Consider the following 19,018-nt stretch of genomic DNA (forward strand, 5'->3'; position numbering starts at 1 on the left):
GTCGCGCGGGATGTATTACCAAAATAGAGGAGGAGCCTACGCATGAAGAAAAAGGTATTGGTCGTAATCCGTACGTCGCAGGATGATCGGGACAAAATGATGCAGGCGGCGCCTGACTGGGAATTCCGATTTCTGAAGATTCCGGAAGTTACACAGGAGCAGGTCCGAGAGGCGCATGTGATCATCGGGAATGTGCTGCCGCAGCTGCTGTCAGATGTGCCGAATCTGGAGTGGATGCAGCTTCAAAGCGCAGGAACGGACCCCTATACATCGATTCTGCCATCCAATGTTATAATCACCAGTGCCGCGGGTGCGTATGGGCTGGCAGTTTCGGAACATATGCTTGCCATGCTGCTTTGCCTTTATAAAAAGATTGATCGTTACCGTGACCATCAGGCTCGCTGCGAGTGGTCAGATGAGGGAGATGTCAAAACGATCATGGGTGCGCGGATATTGGTTGTCGGTCTGGGGGACATCGGAGGACAGTTCGCGAAAAAATGCAAAGCATTGGGCGGCTATACTGTCGGGCTGCGCCGTCATGTCGGAGAAAAGCCCGAATGGATGGATGAGCTGCTTTCGATGGAAGCGCTTGATGCGGAACTTGAAAAAGCGGATGTTGTGGCATTGTTTCTGCCCGCATCGGACAACACAATCCGCCTGTTTAATCAGGAACGGATTGCGCGCATGAAACCGGACGCGGTTTTGCTCAACGGCGGACGTGGCAGCGTCATTGATACAGAGGCGCTTTGTGATGCCATGAGGCGCAAAGTGATTGGGGGCGCCGCGCTTGATGTCACGGACCCTGAGCCGCTGCCCGCGGATCATCCGCTGTGGAAGCTGGAAAATGTGCTTATCACCCCGCACTCGGCCGGAAGCAACCATCTTGCTTACACCGTGCGCAGGATTTTTGAGATCAGCTTCAACAATCTAAGAAATTATCTTAGTGGAAAAGAACTGAATAATCTTGTGCGGCGCACGGAAAACTAAATAATCGCACAGATTTGATTTTGTAATTCTGGAAACAGACGTTGGTCCGCTTCCTATCTATATGGAGGAACAGTTGTATGTCAAAAATGGATTTGGTAAGGCAGGAAATGGTCGCTGCGATGAAAGCAAAGGACGCGGCGCGCAAGGACGTTTTGTCTTTGCTGCTGTCATCCCTGAAAGCAAAGTACATTGATAAGCGCGCCGACCTGACCGAGGAAGAAGAAAATGCTGTTATCCTTAAGGAAATCAAACAGACCAAAGAGGCGCTGGACAGTACACCCCCCGAACGTACGGACCTTTTGGAAGAATGCAAATTTCGCCTTGGTGTGCTTGCGGAATTTGCTCCGCAGAGCATGAGCGAGGAAGAAATTCACGCGGTCATTCAGAAGGTGCTTGCGGAACTGGGAATCACAGCTCCCCAGGCAAAGGATAAGGGCCGGATTATGAAGGCACTGATGCCGCTTGTCAAAGGAAAAGCAGATGGCGGCCTTGTGAATCAGCTGGTCGGCGAACTGTTTCAGGCATAAAGAAATCCCCCGGTTACCGGGGGATTTCTTTATGCTTTTTGAAAGCCGACAACCCGTAGGCCCCCATCTGTTTCCTGAAGATAATAGGTGGATGGCATAAACTGCTGATTTCCCGCTTCTATTTGCTTCACCGCGTAATTTTTGATCTCCTGCATAGACATCTTTCCGCTTTCCCAGCTGCCGTCCGGCGTAGACCAGATGCCGTTAAAGTCCCAGTAGCACAGGCGAAGCACTTTCACCGCGATGCAGCCGTCTTTGTCCGGCGTCTTTAGTTCGCCAATAATTACCGGGTAATCCGTTGCGAGTGAGGCGCCGTCCCTGTTCAGATAATAAAGATCAAGATCGGCGTCATATCGAATGGTCAGACCGGCAAGCTTGGGCAGCTCGTAATCTTCCCCGAACAGTTCCTTCGCTTTCGCGCGCACATCGTCCCCGTAAGACAGGAGCCCCACCGCGATGCCGGTATCTTTCTTTTGTTTAAAAAATTTGCCGAGAGCGCAGTCTACGGGTAAATTGCGGAAGGCCGCGCTGTATAAATCGATATGGGGCGCCTGGGATGCCGCGATTTCCACCAGAAAAGCGGGATCCGCCTGTGCGATATCGGAGAGGTCTTCCTCAAAAATCAGCGCGTTATGATAATCCCGATATCGATAAATTGCGCTTGCGATGCGGTAGTATCGTTTATCGTTCTGGAAGAACTGGGCTCCAATGGTCTCATAATTCTGCAGTTCCGCTTTTTTGTAATCGGTATTTTCCAGAGGAAGGCGAACCTGATCGTCTGCCGGCTGGGAAGAAAGACTGCTTTGAGGCTGGCCGTCGGGCGGGCTTTCCGATGATGGGGCAAGGGAAGCAGAGGAAGTATCGGCCTGGCTTGTGCCACAGCCGGCCAGAGGCCAAACAACCAATACGGCGCAGAACAGTACGCCTGCAAGATGAAGGACCCTTAACATATCATAACTCCTATTCCTGGAACTCAAATGAACAATGGCTGTTTTTAAAACTAGTTTCACTGGCCGCAGACCCTTAAAACTGTCCTTATTATAGCATTATGAATGCACAGTTTCTACAAAGATATTGCGTACAGATTTTATCATTTTTATGAACATCCATAAAATGGCAGAAATTTTAAAGAGAAACGGTACATACTAATCGGGACGTAAACTTTCTGTTGCGTCCTGATTTTGTTTTTACAAAAATTTTGAAAAGCCGAATGAGAAAGGGGCCTTCATCAATGATGGATCAAGAAAACATTAACCCGAGCATCGAATGCAGTGTTCGTCAGTGCGCCTACCATGCTCCCAAAGCAAATTACTGTTCTTTGGACTGTATCCAGGTTGGTACTCATGAGAGCGACCCGACCAAGGAACAGTGCACCGACTGTCAGTCCTTTATGCGCAAATAGTAAAATCCAATGAATAAGAGAACGCCTATGGGATTTTTCCATGGGCGTTCTCTTATTCATTACTCCGAAAGCTCTTTTTCAGCCGCAGGGTTGCCATCAGAGGGTAATGGTCCGAAGGATACCTGCCGTTCACAGGTTCTGTCAGGATTCGCGATTCGACAATTTCAAACTCGTCGGACACGAATATATAGTCGATGGGGTCAGCCTTGGAATTGACTTTTCCGCTGAAATTATGAAAGGTATTGGAAAGGGAGGAAGGCTCGAACTTTGAATAGACGTCCGTTAGGTGGACATCGGGGAAATCCAGTACATGGTCGTTTAAAAACTGAACCGGGCGGCTTTTCGGTTTGCAGTTCAGGTCGCCCATCAGAATTGTGGGCAGCGGGTTTTCCTGATTGAATTTAGAAATGTATTCCAGAATCACCTTGACACCCAGCAGCCTGGCAATCCCGCTGATATGGTCCAGGTGGGTATTGAACACCCGGATGGTGCGATCCGGTTTTTCGACATGTACTTCCGCTACGGTGCAGATACGCGGGAAAATTGCAAAATAGGCGCGGCTCAGCTGCTCCGGGCTTTTGGAAAGCCAGAAGGTTTTGATAAAAGTTACTTTTGCATCCTCATTTTTAATAATGATGTCACTGTGTTCGTCATTTTTGGGACGCAGCCCTTTATAGCGGCCGAACCCCAGGACACTGTATTCCGAATCCAATAGATTTCCGACATCCTCACGCATACCGGGAAGAAGTTCCTGCACACCTACAATTGTTGCCCCGCTTTCACGAATGAATTGGGCGGCGATGGAACGCCGTTCCTTCCATCTGCGGGACCGGTGCAGCGCAGGTCCGAAATCACGTTTTAAATTAAAGGAAATTACCCGGATCAAATCATTTTCGTTTTCGTCCATATCATCACCCGCCTGAAAAGTCTTTTGTTAGTCTACCACTTTTCCCATCCCCTTACAATCCAACGTATCAAAAATACGGTAACAATAATTGGAAATCAATTTTTTAAATTTGTGGGCTTAAACGGCGGAGGTTCGGGTTGTAATATGGGAATCAGACCGGTATAATAGAAAAAACAGCTATGAAATCAGGGAGGGTAAAGCAATGAAATTTATGGACGTGCAGGCGGTGGACGGGGTCCTGAAACTGTCAAAAATTGCAAAAGGGGCGGATTATTTCGGCGTCACAATTCAGGAAAAACGCGCGTGGGCGCTGATGGACCGGTATCTGGAACTGGGGGGCAATACCATCGATACCGCGCGCATTTACGGACGGAAAAATGCGGACGACACGATTTCCCGCAGTGAGCCGATTGTAGGCCGATGGATGGCGGCGCGTACAAACCGGAATGACATCCTCTTAGTAACAAAAGGCGCGCATCCGGACCGGAACAATCTGACCAAAAGCCGGCTTTGCCGGGAGGTCATCGATCTGGAACTAGAGACCAGCCTGAGCGAGCTCGGCGTTGACTATGTCGATATTTATTTTCTCCACCGCGATAATCCGGATATGCCGGTCGGAGAGATTGTGGATATGATGGATGAGCACGTGAAGGCGGGAAGGATCCGCGCGCTGGGCGCCTCCAACTGGACAGTGGCGCGCATCAACGAGGCAAACGCCTACGCGAAGGCGCACGGAAAAACCCCGTTTACCATCTCCCAGATTCAGTGGGGAATCGCGTATACAACAGGAGAACTGTGGAACGACCCCACGATGGTCTGCATGAACGAAACAGAGTATCAGGGCTATCTGGAAAACCGGATCCCGGTGATGGGATTTGCGTCTCAGGGCGGCGGTTTTTATTCCAAACTGCTGGAGGGCGGCACCCTGCAGGATAAATTTGTGCAGCGCTATGATAATCCTGTGAACCGGCATCGTCTTGACGCAGTGCGGGCGATGTGCGAAAAAACCGGAAAATCCGCTGCCGCAATCGGGATGGCGTTTTTGACCTCCAACCCGCTCCAAAGCGCGGCGCTGGTCGGCTGCTCTACGATTGAACAGCTTGAGGATACCATGTCCGACTGTGATTTTGCGCTGTCCGCGGAGGAATGCGCGGCATTGGTGAAATAGGATGCCGGGGGTGCTGACTGTCAACCTTGAGGCGGGCATGCCTACGGTTGAGGTTGCAAAATCGCGGATGACCGCCGCGCTGCGTTCCGCAAAGGCGCAGCGGATGACTGCGCTCAAGCTGATTCACGGCTACGGCTCCAGCGGATATGGCGGCCGGATTCGAACCGGCGTGCGCCGGGAACTGAGCCTGATGAAACAGTCCGGAACCATAAAAGAAGTGGTTACGGGGGAGGAGTTCTCCCCTTTTGAGGAGTGCGCGCGCCGCGCGCTCCAGTTATGCCCGGAACTTGCCCGCGACAGGGATTACACCCGCTGCAATCAGGGAATTACGGTGGTGATTTTATGAATGTTCAAGCCGGAGAGAAACATTTGATACATATCTTTTTCAGACGTTGGTGGCCGTTGTTGCTGGCGCTGGTTTCGTTTCTGTTTGTGTTCATCGCCCGAAGCGACCCCGGACTGGTGGAGCGGTATTACTCAACTGGTTTTTACCCTGTGATGGAAAACCTGTTTGGAACTCTGGTTTCTCTGCTGCCGTTCTCACTCGCAGAGTTTTTCATCTGTACAGCAATCGTTTTGCTTCCGACGCTCCTGCTGCTTGCGGCATTTCGCAAGATTCAGATTCCGTGGCGCAGATTACCCGGATGGGGACTGAAACTGGCCTGCTGCGTGCTGTTTGCGTTTGTTCTGCTCTGTGGGTTAAATTACTACCGGCCGGAGTTTACAACGTTCAGCGGGCTGGCGGTGCGGGATTCCTCTTCGGAGGAGCTGTCGGCTTTGTGTTCGGAACTGATTCAGCGGGCAAACGAACTGAGAAATGATGTCAGGCTGGATGAAACCGGTGTGATGATGCTTTCGCAAAACAGCCGCGCCACCGCAATAATTGCAAGGGACTCCTTCGCCCGGCTGGCGGAGGATTACGCGGTGCTGCCCAATATGAATATCACACCGAAGCCGCTGGTGAATTCCTGGTGGATGTCGATGATGCAGCTGACCGGCGTCTTTACCCCCTATACGTTTGAAGCAAATGTGAATGTTGCCTGTCCCGACTATTCCATCCCCGCAACCATGTGCCATGAGCTGGCGCATACAAGGGGATTTATGCGGGAAGACGAAGCGAATTTTATCGGATATCTGGCTTGTGAGCGCAGTGATTCCCCGGATTTCCGCTACAGCGGGGTGATGCTGGCGCTGATACATTCCTTAAACAGGCTTGCTTCCGACGACTGGGAACTGTTTACACAGGTCAATGACTTGCTTTCTGACGGTGTCCGGCAGGATTTTCAATATAACAACGCGTACTGGGCGCGGTATGAGGGGCCTGTCGCAAAAGTCTCGGATGCGGTAAATAACGCTTATCTGCAGGTCAACGCGCAAAGTGACGGCGTTCAGAGCTACGGGCGGATGGTAGATCTGCTGCTGGCGGATTATCGGGCGCGCCATACACTGTCGATTTGATCATTAGTCATACGTATGCGGAAACTTCTATGTTGTTTGCCGACGGTCGATAATAATTTGTAGATTAAGACTATTGAAGCGGTCCTAAAATAGTGATATGATAGTAAAAATATAGGAAAGTAAGCAAACACATGGAAGAAAGAATGGAGGACGTATGCTGAACACAAATACATCTGAGAAGTTTACGAAAGAAGGACTTACCTTCGACGACGTGCTTCTGATTCCCGCAAAATCGGAAGTCGTACCAGCCGACGTCGATATTTCCACTGACCTTGTGAAAGGAATTCGGCTCAACTCTCCCTTCCTGACCTCGGCAATGGATACGGTTACCACATCCAAAATGGCCATTGCCATTGCAAGAGAGGGCGGCATTGGTATCATTCATAAAAATATGAGCATCTCCGCGCAGGCGGACGAAGTGGATACTGTAAAGCGTTCGGAAAACGGGGTCATCGCCAACCCGTTTTATCTGTCCCCGGAGCATTTTGTTTATGACGCGGATGAGATCATGGCGAAGTATAAGATTTCCGGCGTGCCAATCTGCGAGAAAGGGAAGCTGGTCGGAATCCTGACCAACCGCGACCTTCGTTTTCTGGAGGATCATGGCACAAAAATCAAGGATGTTATGACCAAGGACCATCTGGTTACGGCTCCGGTAGGCACCACGCTGAAAGAGGCACAGGAAATCCTGAGACGCCACAAGATTGAAAAGCTGCCGCTGGTGGACGATCAGGGCTACCTGCGCGGTCTGATTACGATTAAGGACATTGAAAAAGCGGTACAGTATCCGAATTCCGCACGTGACAGCGGCGGCAGGCTTCTGGTCGGCGCGGCAATCGGGATTACGCCCGACTTTATGGACCGTGTGGACGAGCTTATCAAATCGGGCGTGGACGTCTTGGTTCTGGATTCCGCCCACGGTCATAATGTGATGATCTTTGACAGCCTGAAGGCAATTAAGGCGAAATACCCCAATCAGCCGGTCATCGCGGGCAATGTGGCGACGGCGCGCGCAACAGAGGATCTCATCAACGCGGGCGCGGATGCCGTCAAGGTCGGCATCGGGCCGGGTTCCATCTGCACCACGCGTGTGGTAGCCGGTATCGGCGTTCCTCAGCTTACCGCGGTTTATGACGCGGCGTGCGCCGCGGCGAAATATGGAATCCCGATCATCGCGGACGGCGGCATCAAGTATTCCGGGGATATTGTCAAAGCCCTTGCCGCTGGAGCGTCCACTGTTATGCTTGGCTCGCTGCTGGCGGGATGTGCCGAAAGTCCGGGAGAAATTGAAATTTATCAGGGCAGGAGCTTTAAAGTTTACCGCGGGATGGGCTCTCTCGCCGCGATGAATGAAGGTTCCAGCGACCGGTACTTCCAGTCCGGTAAGAAGAAACTGGTTCCGGAGGGCGTCGAGGGGCGTGTTCCTTATAAGGGCGCAGTGTCTGAAACCATCTACCAGCTGGTCGGCGGCATTCGTTCCGGTATGGGTTACACCGGTTGCAGCACGATTCCGGAGCTGCATGAAAAGGCGCAGTTTATCCGGATCACGGGAGCGGGGCTCAAGGAAAGCCATCCGCATGACATCTATATCACCAAAGAGGCGCCGAACTATTCGATTAATCCGTGAGAAAATGAAAAAGCGCACCCCGTTGGGGTGCGCTTTTATATAAGCTATTTTGCTCAGGACTTTGAGGGTTCACTCCCGTTTTCATCCGGGGCTTCCTGCTCGTTTTGTTCGATATAATCCAGCTGAACGCCGTTGGGATTAAACCGCTGCTCAACCTGGCGGATGATATCCTGCATGACATCGACGCGGTCATTCAGCACGAAAAGAATCTCCTCCACTGATTTTTGAAGATGCGCGGCGTCACTGCTGAAGGAGGATAATTCAGCGTAAAAGTTTTTCATATAATTCTGCGCCTGCTGGGAGATTTCCTCAGCGCGGACGTTGGCGGCCCGGATAATTTTTTCGGCATTCTGCTTGGCGTCTATAATCGCGTCGCCGATCTGTGTGGACAGGTCGTCATATTTGCGGCTTTTATATTCGCAGCTTTCCACCTTGAACTGAAGCTGGCGGTTCCGTTCAAGCTGAATCTGCATCTCACGCTCGTTATCGTCCAGCTTTTTTTGCAGAGCCTGATTTTTCGAGTCAAGTTCCGCAATCATGCTCTGTGCCTGCTTTGCCAGTTCCCGCTCGTCTTCGAGTTGTTTGGCTACGGCGCTTAATTTGCGGTCCCCGTCGGCAATCTGCGCCTCCAGGCTTTTGATGTGCGCCAGCTGGGATTCCTGCGCCTTTTCAAATGCCTCCAGCTTTTCCTGATAGGCCAACTCGGATTCGTGGAATTCCTCGTTCAGGGAATCTATGTATGTCAGCACTGACTTTTTGTCAAAACCGCCAAATGCAGTCGATTTAAAAACACCCGAGTCCTCCATCGTATGCCACCCTTTCAACAAGTAATGATTCCAGTCTCTTTATGGAACAGTATAACATTTCCGATGATAAAATACAAAGGAAATTTTCAATAAATGACTAAAACAGCGAAAAATGGATGAATATTGTCAGAAACCGTTTTCTGACACCGAAAACCGAGCGAAAAAGCTTTTCAGAAGATGGCTGGATAGCATTTGTATAATCTTAACAGAAGCAATTTGATAAACAGAGAATTATCCAACAACCTGACACTTTACAATAGTAATGCAATATGTTATAGTGTATTTCGTGGCAAAACAAAAGTTTGCAGGAGGCGGACAAAATGACTGACAATGTGAAATTCCTGCTGGTAGATGCGCAGGTGCTGCCGGAAGTCTTTACAAAGGTTGTGCAGGCGAAAATGTATCTTGCTCAGGGAAAAGCCAAAAGCTCTTCGCAGGCGGCACAGATGGCAGACATTTCGCGAAGCGCATTTTATAAATACAAGGACTCTGTATATCTTTATGATGAGCGCATGAATGAAAATATTGTCACATTTTATCTGACGCTGGAAGACCGGCCGGGCGTGCTGTCCTCACTGCTTGGGGAACTGTACCAGGCCGGCGCCAATATCATCACAGTCAATCAGAATATCCCGGTTGACGGTGTTGCATTGGTTTCCGTCTCTGTGCGCACCAGCAGCGCAAGTCTGTCCAGATCCGAAATTCTGGAAAAGCTGGAAGCGCTGGACGGAATTGTGGAAGCCAAAGCAATCTAAACGGGGTTTACACCAAATTTGATTGATCTTTCTTTTCCCCGCGGCCGGGGCAGATGAAACTATGGGAGGCAAATGAGAATGAATATTGCTGTTTTGGGGCACGGCACCGTCGGTTCCGGAGTGGCTGAGGTCTTTTTTAAGAACCGCGCTGCACTGGAAAAAAAAGCGGGGCAGGAGCTTGACCTGAAATATATCTTGGACCTTCGTGACTTTCCGGACCTCCCTTATGCTGACCGCTTTGTAAAAGACTTCAATATCATTGCGGACGATGACAGCGTAAAGGTGGTTGCCGAGGTAATCGGCGGTTTGGAGCCTGCGTACACCTTTACCAAGACCTGTCTGGAGCGCGGGAAAAGCGTGGTAACCTCCAATAAGGAGCTGGTAGCGCAGCGGGGAGCGGAACTGCTTGCCCTCGCGCGCGAGCACCATGTCAACTATTTCTTTGAAGCCAGCGTCGGCGGGGGAATCCCGATTATCCGGCCGCTGCATATGTGCCTTGCGGCGAACAGGATTGAGGAAATCGCGGGAATCCTCAACGGAACCACCAACTTTATCCTCACAAAGATGATTCGTGAAAATATGTCCTTTGGGGATGCTCTGGCGCTTGCACAGAAGCTTGGTTACGCGGAGCGAAATCCCGAGGCGGATGTGGAAGGCCATGACGCCTGCCGCAAAATCTGCATTTTAGCGGCGCTTTCTTTTGGCGAGCACGTCTATCCAAAAGATGTCCATACCGAAGGAATCACAAAAATTACGCCTGAGGACGTTGCTTATGCGGCAGACAACGATTGCGTGATCAAGCTGATCGGGCGCGCCAAAAGGGAAGAAGCCGGCGGCAAGATTACCGCGATGGTAACGCCGGCCCTGATTTATAAGGAAAGCCAGCTAGGTACCGTTGACGATGTTTTCAACGGGATTCTGGTGCGCGGAGATGCGACCGGAGATGTTGTGTTTTATGGGAAAGGCGCGGGAAAACTGCCGACCGCTTCCGCGGTTGTCGGCGATATGATCGACTGCGCCAAAGCAGCCGATACCAGCCCCTCCCTGCGGTGGGCGCCTTCCAATGGCGGCAACGTTGAGGAACAGGGAAAAAACAGAACCGCAATGTACCTGCGCTGCCGCTCTTTCTCAGAGACCCTTGTGCAGGAGGCGGGCCGCCTGTTCGGGGAACTTCACCTGCTCAGGCGAAATAATCAGCCCGCGAATGAACTTGCATTCATTACGCCGGTACTTATGGAATATGATATTGATGCGGCAATTGAAAAACTGGAAGGAATGGGCGTAGAATTCCTTGGAAAAATCCGGGTGCTTGATTACTGATGATTAAAATTCGTATTCCGGCCACCAGCGCCAATATCGGGCCGGGTTTTGACTCCATTGGCCTTGCCGTCAATCTCTATAACTACGTCACTATGGAGGAATCTGACTGCTGCCGGATTACTTCGCTGGACGGGATACCGGTACCAACGGATGAATCCAACCTGATCTATTCCACGGCCCGGGAACTTTACCGCATCTGCGGCGTTCCGTTTTACGGCATGGAAATCGGACAAATTAACAATATTCCGTTTGCCCGCGGGCTTGGCAGCTCTTCCGCCTGTGTCATAGCCGGGCTAAAAGGTGCCAACACCCTGATGGGGAATCCTGTCTCGGACGCCGAGCTGATCAATATCGCCGCATCCATTGAGGGGCATCCGGATAATTCTACCCCTGCGCTTGTCGGAGGCCTTGTGACTGCGGCAATGGAAGGGCGGAGGGTATTTTTTGTCAAGCAGGAAATCAAAAATGACCTGCGTTTTGTTGCAGTCATCCCCGATTTTGAACTGAAAACATCCAAAGCCAGATCGGTGCTCCCGGATTCAATCGACAGGAGGGACGGGGTGTTCAATCTTTCACGCGCCGCCCTGATGTCCGTCTCACTGTACAGCGGCAATTACCACAATCTGCGCGTTGCCGCCGACGACCGGATCCATCAGCCCTACCGTCTCGGCCTTATTAAAGGCGGGGCGCAGGTGATGGAAGCCTGCTACAATCTGGGCGCTTACGCCGCATTTATCAGCGGGGCAGGCTCCACGTTGATGGCAATTGTGGATGCGGGGCTGAGCGATTTTGGGGACTGCGTTGCCAGGAGGCTCCCGGAGCTGGGGCTGTATGGCTGGCGGGTGCATACACTTTCCATAGACAATGTGGGCACTGTGATTGAAAAAGAGGAAGATGGCTCGAAATAAGCAGCCGCGAAACGCGGGGAAGACCGCTTATTGGAGACACGCCTTTAGAATAATGGAGGAATTGGCATGAATTTAGTGGTGCAGAAGTTCGGTGGAACGTCTGTTAAGGATGCGGAACGCATTTTTAATGTGGCGCGGATCATCACCGAAACCTACCAGAAAGGGAATAATGTGGTCGCGGTGGTATCCGCTCAGGGCGACACCACCGATGACCTGATTGCGAAAGCGGAGGAAATCAATCCCAACGCTTCCAAACGGGAAATGGATGTCCTGCTCACGACAGGCGAACAAATCTCCATGTCTTTGCTGGCAATGGCAATTGAAAAGATGGGATTCCCGGTGATTTCCCTGACCGGCTGGCAGGCGGGCTTTTTGTCCGACTCGACGCATGGCGCGGCGCGCATCCGCCGTATCAATAAAGAACGGATCGATCATGAACTGACAAAGCGCAATATTGTGATTGTGGCGGGATTTCAGGCAATCAACCGCTATGACGACCTGACAACCCTTGGACGCGGCGGCTCGGATACCAGCGCGGTTGCTCTGGCTGCGGTACTTCATGCAGACCTCTGTCAGATCTTTACGGATGTTGACGGTGTTTATACGGCTGACCCGCGTTTCGTAAAAACAGCCAGGAAAATGGATGAAATCACTTATGATGAGATGCTGGAACTGGCGTCTTTGGGCGCCGGTGTGCTTCATAACCGCTCCGTTGAAATGGCAAAGAAATATAATGTGAATCTGGAGGTGCTCTCCAGTCTGACCAAAAATCCGGGCACGAAGATTAAGGAGGTTGTCAAGTTGGAAAAAATGCTTGTCAGAGGCGTTGCAAGAGATAATGATGTGGTGCGCATTTCGATCGTCGGGGTTCCCGACCAGCCGGGATTTGCGTTTAAGATATTCTCTCAGCTGGCCGCAAAAAAGGTGAACGTTGATATCATTCTCCAATCCATCGGGCGCGACGGCACCAAAGACATCAGCTTCACCGTCTCCCGCTCCCATAAAGACCTTGCGGTGTCCCTGATGGAGGAGATCAACGACCGTCTGGGCGGCAAGGGGATCCTCTGCGATGAAAATATCTCCAAGGTCTCCATTGTCGGCGCGGGCATGCAGACGAATCCGGGCGTGGCGAGCAAAATGTTTGAAGCGCTTGCCGAAGCGAATATCAATATCCAGATGATCTCCACCAGCGAAATCAAGATTTCCGTGCTTGTGGCGCTTGCGGATTCCGACAAAGCGGTCAATGCCATCCACGACGCGTTCGACCTTTAATCGATCAGCACCCCACAGAATCCGTAAAACCCCGGAGAGCAATCTCCGGGGTTTTTCAGTGCATAGCGGGATCTCTCCGCTTTATAGTTTTTTATTGCGCCGCGTCGGCATCCATCCGCTCGACCTGCAAAGGTTCCTTTGTGGCACCGTAACGCGCTGTAGTGGCAAGAATTTCGCCGACCAGCAGTTTAAAATCATTGGATGAAACGGTGGCACCCGCCACGTTTTCAATTTTAGTCACATCGTTATCGGCACTTTCAAAATTTTTCATGAGCTTTTCAAAGGCCTCAGTAGGGGCAATACCAGCTTTTTCTTTCATTTTGGCGGCATAGTCCTCGTCGCCTGATTTCTTTTTCTTTTCATCATCTTTGGAAATTGCATCGAAGTTGGTAACTTCCACTTTGCCGTTCTTAATTTTAACGGTTACGGTTTCTTTCCAGCCGTATTCATCAAAATCGGCATACTCAGCCTTATAGGTGCCGTCAACGAAGCGGGATGCGACAATATCCGTGCTGCCGCCCGACATCATGTTCGACAAAAGCGGGGTGAGCAGCTTTTTAAATTCTCTGGTTGCTTCCGCGCCGGATTCGGGCGCGCCAAGCTGTGTGAGGTCATAACCGCAGTCTTTATAATTTTGCACAATTTCGGGATAATACTTGGAGGGACTTGCTTCGCTGTCCTCCTTATTCAGGTCGGGATCCTCGGTAATCAGCTTCGCGTTGTCACCTTCGCTTCTGGCGTTATACTCCATGGTGTCGATATCGCCGTCTTTCACGGTAAGATGAACAAATTCTTTCCAGCCGTCCTCATTGAAGTCAGGCATCACAGCTTCATAATCGCCGTCGGCATACTGGCCAAGCTCGACAGGAGATGTTTCTCCTGATTTCGCCTGGCTGAGAACGGTCCGCATCATACGGATAAAACGGTATGAATGCTCTTCCGCGCCCTTAACCGGCTCGAACTGCATGGCATCCAGATCGCGGCCCATCTCTTCGTAGGTATCGAGGATATCCTGCGAATGGTCGGCGGCTTTCTGTTCCGCCTCGGTTGCGGAGGTATCTGCTTCGGGAGAAGCGGCATCGGATGATGCTCCGGATTCCGATGAAGCATCGGCTGCGGGTGCCTCGGAAGAAACAGGCGCGGACGTGTCCTCCTTGCAGCCATATTGATCAACGGTAATCTCATCGCTTTTAATTGTGACAGTCAGATAATCAAGGGTTCTGTCCTGCGCGGGGACCGAGAATTTCACACTGTAAGTTCCGTCCTGATACACCGTGGCGGATTGTTCAGAAGAGGACGAGCTGTTGTCCGGCCCCGCGTTCCGGTTGCAGGCGGTAAATGTACCGAGCATCAGTGTCGAAGCAAGCAGCAGAGCAATGATCTTTTTCATCTATGTAACGACCTCCGTTAATCGAACAGCAGTTGCCATTCAAACAAGAATTCCCTTATCTACGGGATATTCACATATAAAAAAATTATACCATTTTCCGGATATAAAGTCAATTGTACCGCATGTTTTCAGGCGGCACAGGAACAATACATTTGAAGAATCGCGGAAAAAACAAGCAAAGAAAATCCGTATATGGAAAGGATCTTTTATACAGTGTCAGAATTTGTATGATTTACTGCATATTGGAAAAGCGATTGTTGAAAAGTATCGGAGAATGCGTTATAATAACCGCAGCAACAAAATTTTGGCTGATAACAGAAAAGCCTGCAAAGGATAGAATAAGGGGAACAGTTATGCCGAATATCGACTATCTAGTCAAACGCATTGCCGGGATGAATTACCGGGCGATGCTTGATACCGCCCGCAAGGTTCATGAACGCTCCGGAAAAAACACGGTGGCTGCGCTGGCGGACATTATGTATTGCGGGTTTAAATATCAGGCGGGCTATATGGATTACCTTGTGTTTGAATTTTACAATCTCTCGGCGGGTCAGAGAAAAACATATATTACGCGCGGCAAAAACAACTATTATGTCAAGCTGCTGAATCCCCAGGAAAACTGGCACCTGCTGGAGGATAAAATTGAGTTTCTCAAGCGGTTCGACGGTTTCCATGGAAGGGCATGGATTGACCTGCGCGAGACTGACAGGGATACCTTTGAAAAGTTTTGCAGAGAGCATCCGAAACTGGTTGCAAAGCCACTCGACGGCACCTGCGGACGGGGAATCGAATTTATTGAACTTTCAGATGACAGCAAGATTGTGGGTCTGTACGACATGCTGCTGGAGGGAAAACAGTATCTTGTGGAAGAGTTTATTGTCCAGCATCCCGATATCGGCAGGATCTATCCTCTTTCGGTCAATACCCTGCGGCTTGTTACAATCCGCAACGGCGATACCGTTCATCTGGTGTTTTCCAGTATGCGCATCGGCAACGGGAAAAGGGTGGACAACCTCAACAGCGGCGGGATGGCTGTGCTGGTCGACATGAAAACAGGCAAGATTTCCACTCCCGGCGCCGACAAGGAGGGAAAAGCCTATTTCCAGCACCCGATGACCGGAGTGGATCTGGTTGGCGTGCAAATTCCCTACTACCAGGAAGCGGTGGAACTGGTCAGGCGCGCCGCGCTGAGGATCCCCGAGCTGGGCTATATCGCATGGGACGTTGCGGTTACCGAAAAAGGCCCGATCATCATTGAAGCAAACCATTTCCCGGGGCACGATATCTACCAGTTTCAGGTGCATCTCGCGCCCGATAAACTGGGGCTGATTCCGCGGTTCGACAGGGCTGTGAAAGGGCTGTCCCCCCGCTGAAACGGATGATACGCGTGTTTACGATATAGATAAAACACCGCAGACATGGTTCAAAAGAACCATGTCTGCGGTGCTGTTGATACCTTTTGACCGGCGCTGTTCAGGAGAGCAACATCCGGTCGTTATCCAGTTCCTTTTTGCTTTTATCTTTAAACATGGCGAGCAGGTCCGACACGGTCAGCTTGCTCCGCTCGGCGCCTTTGATATCCAGAATCATGCGGCCGCCGTCCATCATGATCGTGCGATTGCCGCAGTCCAGCGACTGCTGCATGTTGTGCGTGATCATCATGGTGGTAATCTTCTCTTTCGCGACGATTTTCTGCGTGAGCAACGCGACTTTTTCTGCTGTGGCGGGGTCCAGCGCGGCGGTATGCTCATCTAAAAGAAGGAGCTTGGGCGTTACAATGGTTGCCATCATCAGTGTGACAGCCTGCCGCTGTCCGCCGGATAAAAGTCCCATTTTGGTTTTCATGCGGTCTTCCAGTCCGAGCCCCAGTTCGGCCAGATGGTCACGGAAGGCCTGCTGTTCTTTTTTGCCGACGCCCAGACGGAAGCTGCTTTTAACGCCGCGCTGATAGGCCATCGTCAGGTTTTCTTCAATGGTCATGTTGGGGGCGGTGCCCTTCAGCGGGTCCTGAAGCAGCCGCCCGATGTTTCTGGCGCGCTTATAATCGCGCAGGAAGGTAATATCCTGTCCGTCCAGCAAAATATTGCCGCTGTCGATCAGGAACGAACCGGCAACCGCATTGAAAAGCGTTGATTTACCGGCGCCGTTTCCGCCGATGATGGTGACAAAATCGCCGTTTTCCAGCGTCAGGCTCAGATCGATCAGCGCTTTGCGCTCGTTGATTGTGTTGGGAAAAAAGGTTTTGCTGACATGCTTAAGCTCTAACATTGCGAGACGCCTCCCTCATCAGTTTCATCAGCCGGTACCGCCTGATAATCAACGGATAGGAGATCGCCAGAGCGACAATCACCGAAGAAATCAGCTTGAGGTCGTTCGTGGGCAGGCCGCGCGCGAAAACAAAAGCAATAATGCAGCGGTAAATGACCGCGCCGAAAACGACGGCAATCACATTTCTCCAGACGTTCGGGCGGCCGAAGATCACTTCCCCGATGATCAGGGAGGCCAGCCCGACAACAACCATCCCGATGCCCATGCTTAAATCAGTAAAGCTCTGATACTGCGAGATGAGCCCGCCAGAAAGCCCGACCAAGGCGTTTGCAAGGCCGAGCCCGATGAATTTCATCCGGTCGGTATTAATTGAAGAGGTTCGCACCATTTCCTCATTGTCGCCGGTCGCGCGGATGCAAAGCCCCACCTGCGTACGGAAAAACAGAACCAAAAAGATGCCGGCGGCAAGTACTACCGCAAGGGCCGCGAACATCTTTCCAAATTTTCCGGTTGCCGCAGAAAAGAGCGTATCGGTGCCAAGCAGAGAGATGTTTGCCCTGCCGCTCATGACGCGCAGATTGATGGAATAAAGCGCCGTCATGGAAAGGATGCCGGCGAGGATCGGCTGGATTTGCAGCTTGGTCTGCAAAAATGCGGTCAGCATCCCCGCCATCCATCCTGCGGCAATCGCCATGACCAGCCCCAGGTAAGAATGGCCGGCGGTGGCGAAAACGGCGGAAACCGCGGCTCCCAGGGTAAAGCTGCTGTCCACTGTCAGGTCCGGGATATCCAGAATCCGGTAGGAAACGAACAGCCCCAGCGCCAGCAGGGAATAGATCAACCCCAGCTCAACGGCTCCCTGAAAGGCAAACATACTCATGTTCATCACTCACTTCGTTAGAATAAAAAATCAGCGCAAGGGGATGCAGCGGATGCATCCCCTTGTGATTTGGCAAAACAGACCGGATTATTTGACAATCTGAGCGGAGGAAGCCAGATCCTCCGGAATTGTGACGCCGATCGCGTCGGCGGTTGTCTGATTGATAATCGTGGAGAAATCAGAAAGGGTTTCAACAGGGATATTCTTTACCGGAGTGCCCTCCAGAATTTTCGCGGCCATCTGCGCCGTCTGCTTGCCAAGCAGGGTGTAGTCGATGCCCACAGTGGCGAAGCCGCCGTCAATGACCATGGAATCGGCGCCGGTATAGATGGGGAGTTTTGCCTGCTTGGCGACTTCGGCATAAGCAGCCATTGCGGAAGCGACGGTGTTGTCGATCGGGGTGTAGAACGCTTCACACTTTCCAACCAGAGACTGCGCGGCCTGCTGGACTTCGCTGGAATTGGTGACGGTTGCTTCCACATAGTTTATGCCGTTCTCATCGCAATATTTTTTTGCCTGTTCAATCACGGATACCGAGTTGACTTCGCCGAGATTGTAGATCATACCGACGGTTTTCACGTCGGGGGTCAACTGCTTCATCAGCGTGAACACCTGATCGACAGGAATGGCGTCCGAGGTTCCGGTGATGATGCCGCCCGGCGCGTTCGGGTCGGTCACCAGCTTGGCGGCAACCGGGTCCGTGACCGCGGAAAACACCAGCGGGATATTGGGGGCCGCCGCTGCCGCCGCCTGCGCGGAAGGAGTTGCAATCGCGACAATCAGGTCTTTTTCATCGCCCGCAAACTTCTGGCAGATGGAGTTCAGGTTGGACTGGTCGCCGGAGGCGTTGGCATATTCAATCTCAGCTTTGTCGTCGCCATAGCCGAGCACCTTCATTTCTTCTATGAAGGATTCGCGGATTTGATTCAGGGAGGTATGTTCCACAATCTGCACAAGGCCGACTTTCACCTTTTCACCGGAAGCGGTCTGGGACGGGGCAGGAGCTTCCGACGATACCTCGGAGGATGCGGGAGCAGAAGCCGATGCCGCAGAAGAAGTGGCAGCGGAACCGCCGCAGCCGGTCAGCATGGAAAGCGAAAGGACAAGGGATGTCACAAGCACAGTTAACTTTTTCATAGTTCATTCTCCTTCATTCCATAAAAACAGGTCTATTTTATGTTGGGGCGGTAGGGCATTCGGCTTGCTGTCTCCGGAAACAACAAAAAACACCTGTCCTCTTGCAAGGACAGGTGTTAAACCTGCGGTACCACCTTGATTGATGCAAAATGCATCCACCTCTTCAGAGCGCCAACACGCCCATCGCCATTTAACGCTGGCTTGCG

General features: G+C 51.5%; 19 protein-coding genes. 12 read left to right on the plus strand and 7 right to left on the minus strand.

The features are described 5' to 3' along the window. Positions 1-42 precede the first annotated feature (42 nt). Positions 43-987 (plus strand): D-2-hydroxyacid dehydrogenase, encoded by a 945-nt coding sequence (locus C1A10_RS14460; RefSeq protein ID WP_101910920.1) that lies wholly within the window; start codon positions 43-45, stop codon positions 985-987. A gap of 77 nt (positions 988-1,064) precedes the next feature. Next, on the plus strand, positions 1,065-1,514 hold the full coding sequence (locus tag C1A10_RS14465; protein WP_101910921.1) for a GatB/YqeY domain-containing protein: 450 nt from the start codon (positions 1,065-1,067) through the stop codon (positions 1,512-1,514). A 29-nt stretch (positions 1,515-1,543) separates the two neighbouring features. On the opposite strand, the gene C1A10_RS14470 is transcribed toward C1A10_RS14465, so the two are convergent. Then, the gene (locus C1A10_RS14470) at positions 1,544-2,464 is read right to left on the minus strand and encodes a hypothetical protein (RefSeq protein WP_101910922.1); all 921 of its coding nucleotides are present in this window, start codon (positions 2,462-2,464) and stop codon (positions 1,544-1,546) included. 284 nt (positions 2,465-2,748) lie between these two features. Between C1A10_RS14470 and C1A10_RS14475 the strand changes: the two genes are divergently transcribed. After that, positions 2,749-2,916: a DUF1540 domain-containing protein gene (locus tag C1A10_RS14475; protein WP_101911683.1), complete on the plus strand. Its 168-nt coding sequence runs from the start codon at positions 2,749-2,751 to the stop codon at positions 2,914-2,916. Between the two features lie 52 nt (positions 2,917-2,968). Here the strand turns inward: C1A10_RS14475 and C1A10_RS14480 are convergent, their stop codons facing one another. Further along, positions 2,969-3,823: an endonuclease/exonuclease/phosphatase family protein gene (locus C1A10_RS14480; protein ID WP_101910923.1), complete on the minus strand. Its 855-nt coding sequence runs from the start codon at positions 3,821-3,823 to the stop codon at positions 2,969-2,971. Positions 3,824-4,025: 202 nt separating this feature from the next. On the opposite strand from C1A10_RS14480, the gene C1A10_RS14485 reads away from it, so the two are divergent. From C1A10_RS14485 to guaB, 4 genes are all read left to right on the plus strand, one after another. Beyond that, positions 4,026-4,991 (plus strand): aldo/keto reductase, encoded by a 966-nt coding sequence (locus C1A10_RS14485; protein WP_101910924.1) that lies wholly within the window; start codon positions 4,026-4,028, stop codon positions 4,989-4,991. A gap of 10 nt (positions 4,992-5,001) precedes the next feature. Continuing rightward, positions 5,002-5,337, plus strand: coding sequence for a hypothetical protein (locus tag C1A10_RS18255; protein ID WP_145997746.1), 336 nt, complete (start codon positions 5,002-5,004; stop codon positions 5,335-5,337). Next, positions 5,334-6,449 carry a DUF3810 domain-containing protein gene (locus C1A10_RS14490; protein ID WP_180951156.1) on the plus strand — a complete coding sequence of 372 codons (1,116 nt, stop codon included), beginning with the start codon at positions 5,334-5,336 and terminating at the stop codon, positions 6,447-6,449. Before C1A10_RS18255 ends, C1A10_RS14490 begins: the two co-directional genes overlap by 4 nt. Before the next feature lie 154 nt (positions 6,450-6,603). Further along, a complete protein-coding gene (guaB, locus tag C1A10_RS14495) occupies positions 6,604-8,076 on the plus strand; it encodes an IMP dehydrogenase (RefSeq protein WP_180951157.1) in 1,473 nt (490 codons plus the stop codon). A 53-nt stretch (positions 8,077-8,129) separates the two neighbouring features. Here guaB and C1A10_RS14500 read toward each other — a convergent pair whose 3' ends face one another. Then, the gene (locus tag C1A10_RS14500; protein WP_101910926.1) at positions 8,130-8,882 is read right to left on the minus strand and encodes a hypothetical protein; all 753 of its coding nucleotides are present in this window, start codon (positions 8,880-8,882) and stop codon (positions 8,130-8,132) included. 320 nt (positions 8,883-9,202) lie between these two features. Between C1A10_RS14500 and C1A10_RS14505 the strand changes: the two genes are divergently transcribed. The 4 genes from C1A10_RS14505 (at position 9,203) to C1A10_RS14520 (ending at position 13,137) form a co-directional block, all read left to right on the plus strand. Then, complete coding sequence (locus C1A10_RS14505) at positions 9,203-9,637, plus strand: ACT domain-containing protein (protein WP_101910928.1); 435 nt, start codon at positions 9,203-9,205, stop codon at positions 9,635-9,637. A gap of 72 nt (positions 9,638-9,709) precedes the next feature. Beyond that, positions 9,710-10,957 carry a homoserine dehydrogenase gene (locus C1A10_RS14510; protein ID WP_101910929.1) on the plus strand — a complete coding sequence of 416 codons (1,248 nt, stop codon included), beginning with the start codon at positions 9,710-9,712 and terminating at the stop codon, positions 10,955-10,957. Next, positions 10,957-11,865, plus strand: coding sequence for a homoserine kinase (gene thrB, locus C1A10_RS14515; RefSeq protein WP_101910930.1), 909 nt, complete (start codon positions 10,957-10,959; stop codon positions 11,863-11,865). The genes C1A10_RS14510 and thrB overlap by 1 nt, the downstream gene beginning before the upstream one ends. Positions 11,866-11,931: 66 nt before the next feature. Next, entirely contained in the window at positions 11,932-13,137 is a 1,206-nt protein-coding gene (locus C1A10_RS14520) for an aspartate kinase (protein ID WP_101910931.1), read from the plus strand. 91 nt (positions 13,138-13,228) lie between these two features. Here the strand turns inward: C1A10_RS14520 and C1A10_RS14525 are convergent, their stop codons facing one another. Beyond that, the gene (locus C1A10_RS14525; protein ID WP_101910932.1) at positions 13,229-14,527 is read right to left on the minus strand and encodes an FMN-binding protein; all 1,299 of its coding nucleotides are present in this window, start codon (positions 14,525-14,527) and stop codon (positions 13,229-13,231) included. Positions 14,528-14,880: 353 nt separating this feature from the next. On the opposite strand from C1A10_RS14525, the gene C1A10_RS14530 reads away from it, so the two are divergent. Beyond that, positions 14,881-15,900, plus strand: coding sequence for a sugar-transfer associated ATP-grasp domain-containing protein (locus C1A10_RS14530; RefSeq protein WP_180951158.1), 1,020 nt, complete (start codon positions 14,881-14,883; stop codon positions 15,898-15,900). 100 nt (positions 15,901-16,000) lie between these two features. On the opposite strand, the gene C1A10_RS14535 is transcribed toward C1A10_RS14530, so the two are convergent. The 3 genes from C1A10_RS14535 to C1A10_RS14545 all read right to left on the minus strand — a co-directional run bounded on the left by C1A10_RS14535 (position 16,001) and on the right by C1A10_RS14545 (position 18,812). Next, the gene (locus C1A10_RS14535; protein ID WP_101910935.1) at positions 16,001-16,795 is read right to left on the minus strand and encodes an ABC transporter ATP-binding protein; all 795 of its coding nucleotides are present in this window, start codon (positions 16,793-16,795) and stop codon (positions 16,001-16,003) included. Continuing rightward, complete coding sequence (locus tag C1A10_RS14540) at positions 16,782-17,675, minus strand: ABC transporter permease (RefSeq protein WP_101910937.1); 894 nt, start codon at positions 17,673-17,675, stop codon at positions 16,782-16,784. The genes C1A10_RS14535 and C1A10_RS14540 overlap by 14 nt, the downstream gene beginning before the upstream one ends. An 87-nt stretch (positions 17,676-17,762) precedes the next feature. Beyond that, the gene (locus C1A10_RS14545; RefSeq protein WP_101910939.1) at positions 17,763-18,812 is read right to left on the minus strand and encodes an ABC transporter substrate-binding protein; all 1,050 of its coding nucleotides are present in this window, start codon (positions 18,810-18,812) and stop codon (positions 17,763-17,765) included. Between the last annotated feature and the right edge of the window lie 206 nt (positions 18,813-19,018).

Source organism: Marasmitruncus massiliensis (assembly GCF_900186535.1).
GTDB lineage: Bacteria > Bacillota > Clostridia > Oscillospirales > Ruminococcaceae > Anaerotruncus > Anaerotruncus massiliensis_A.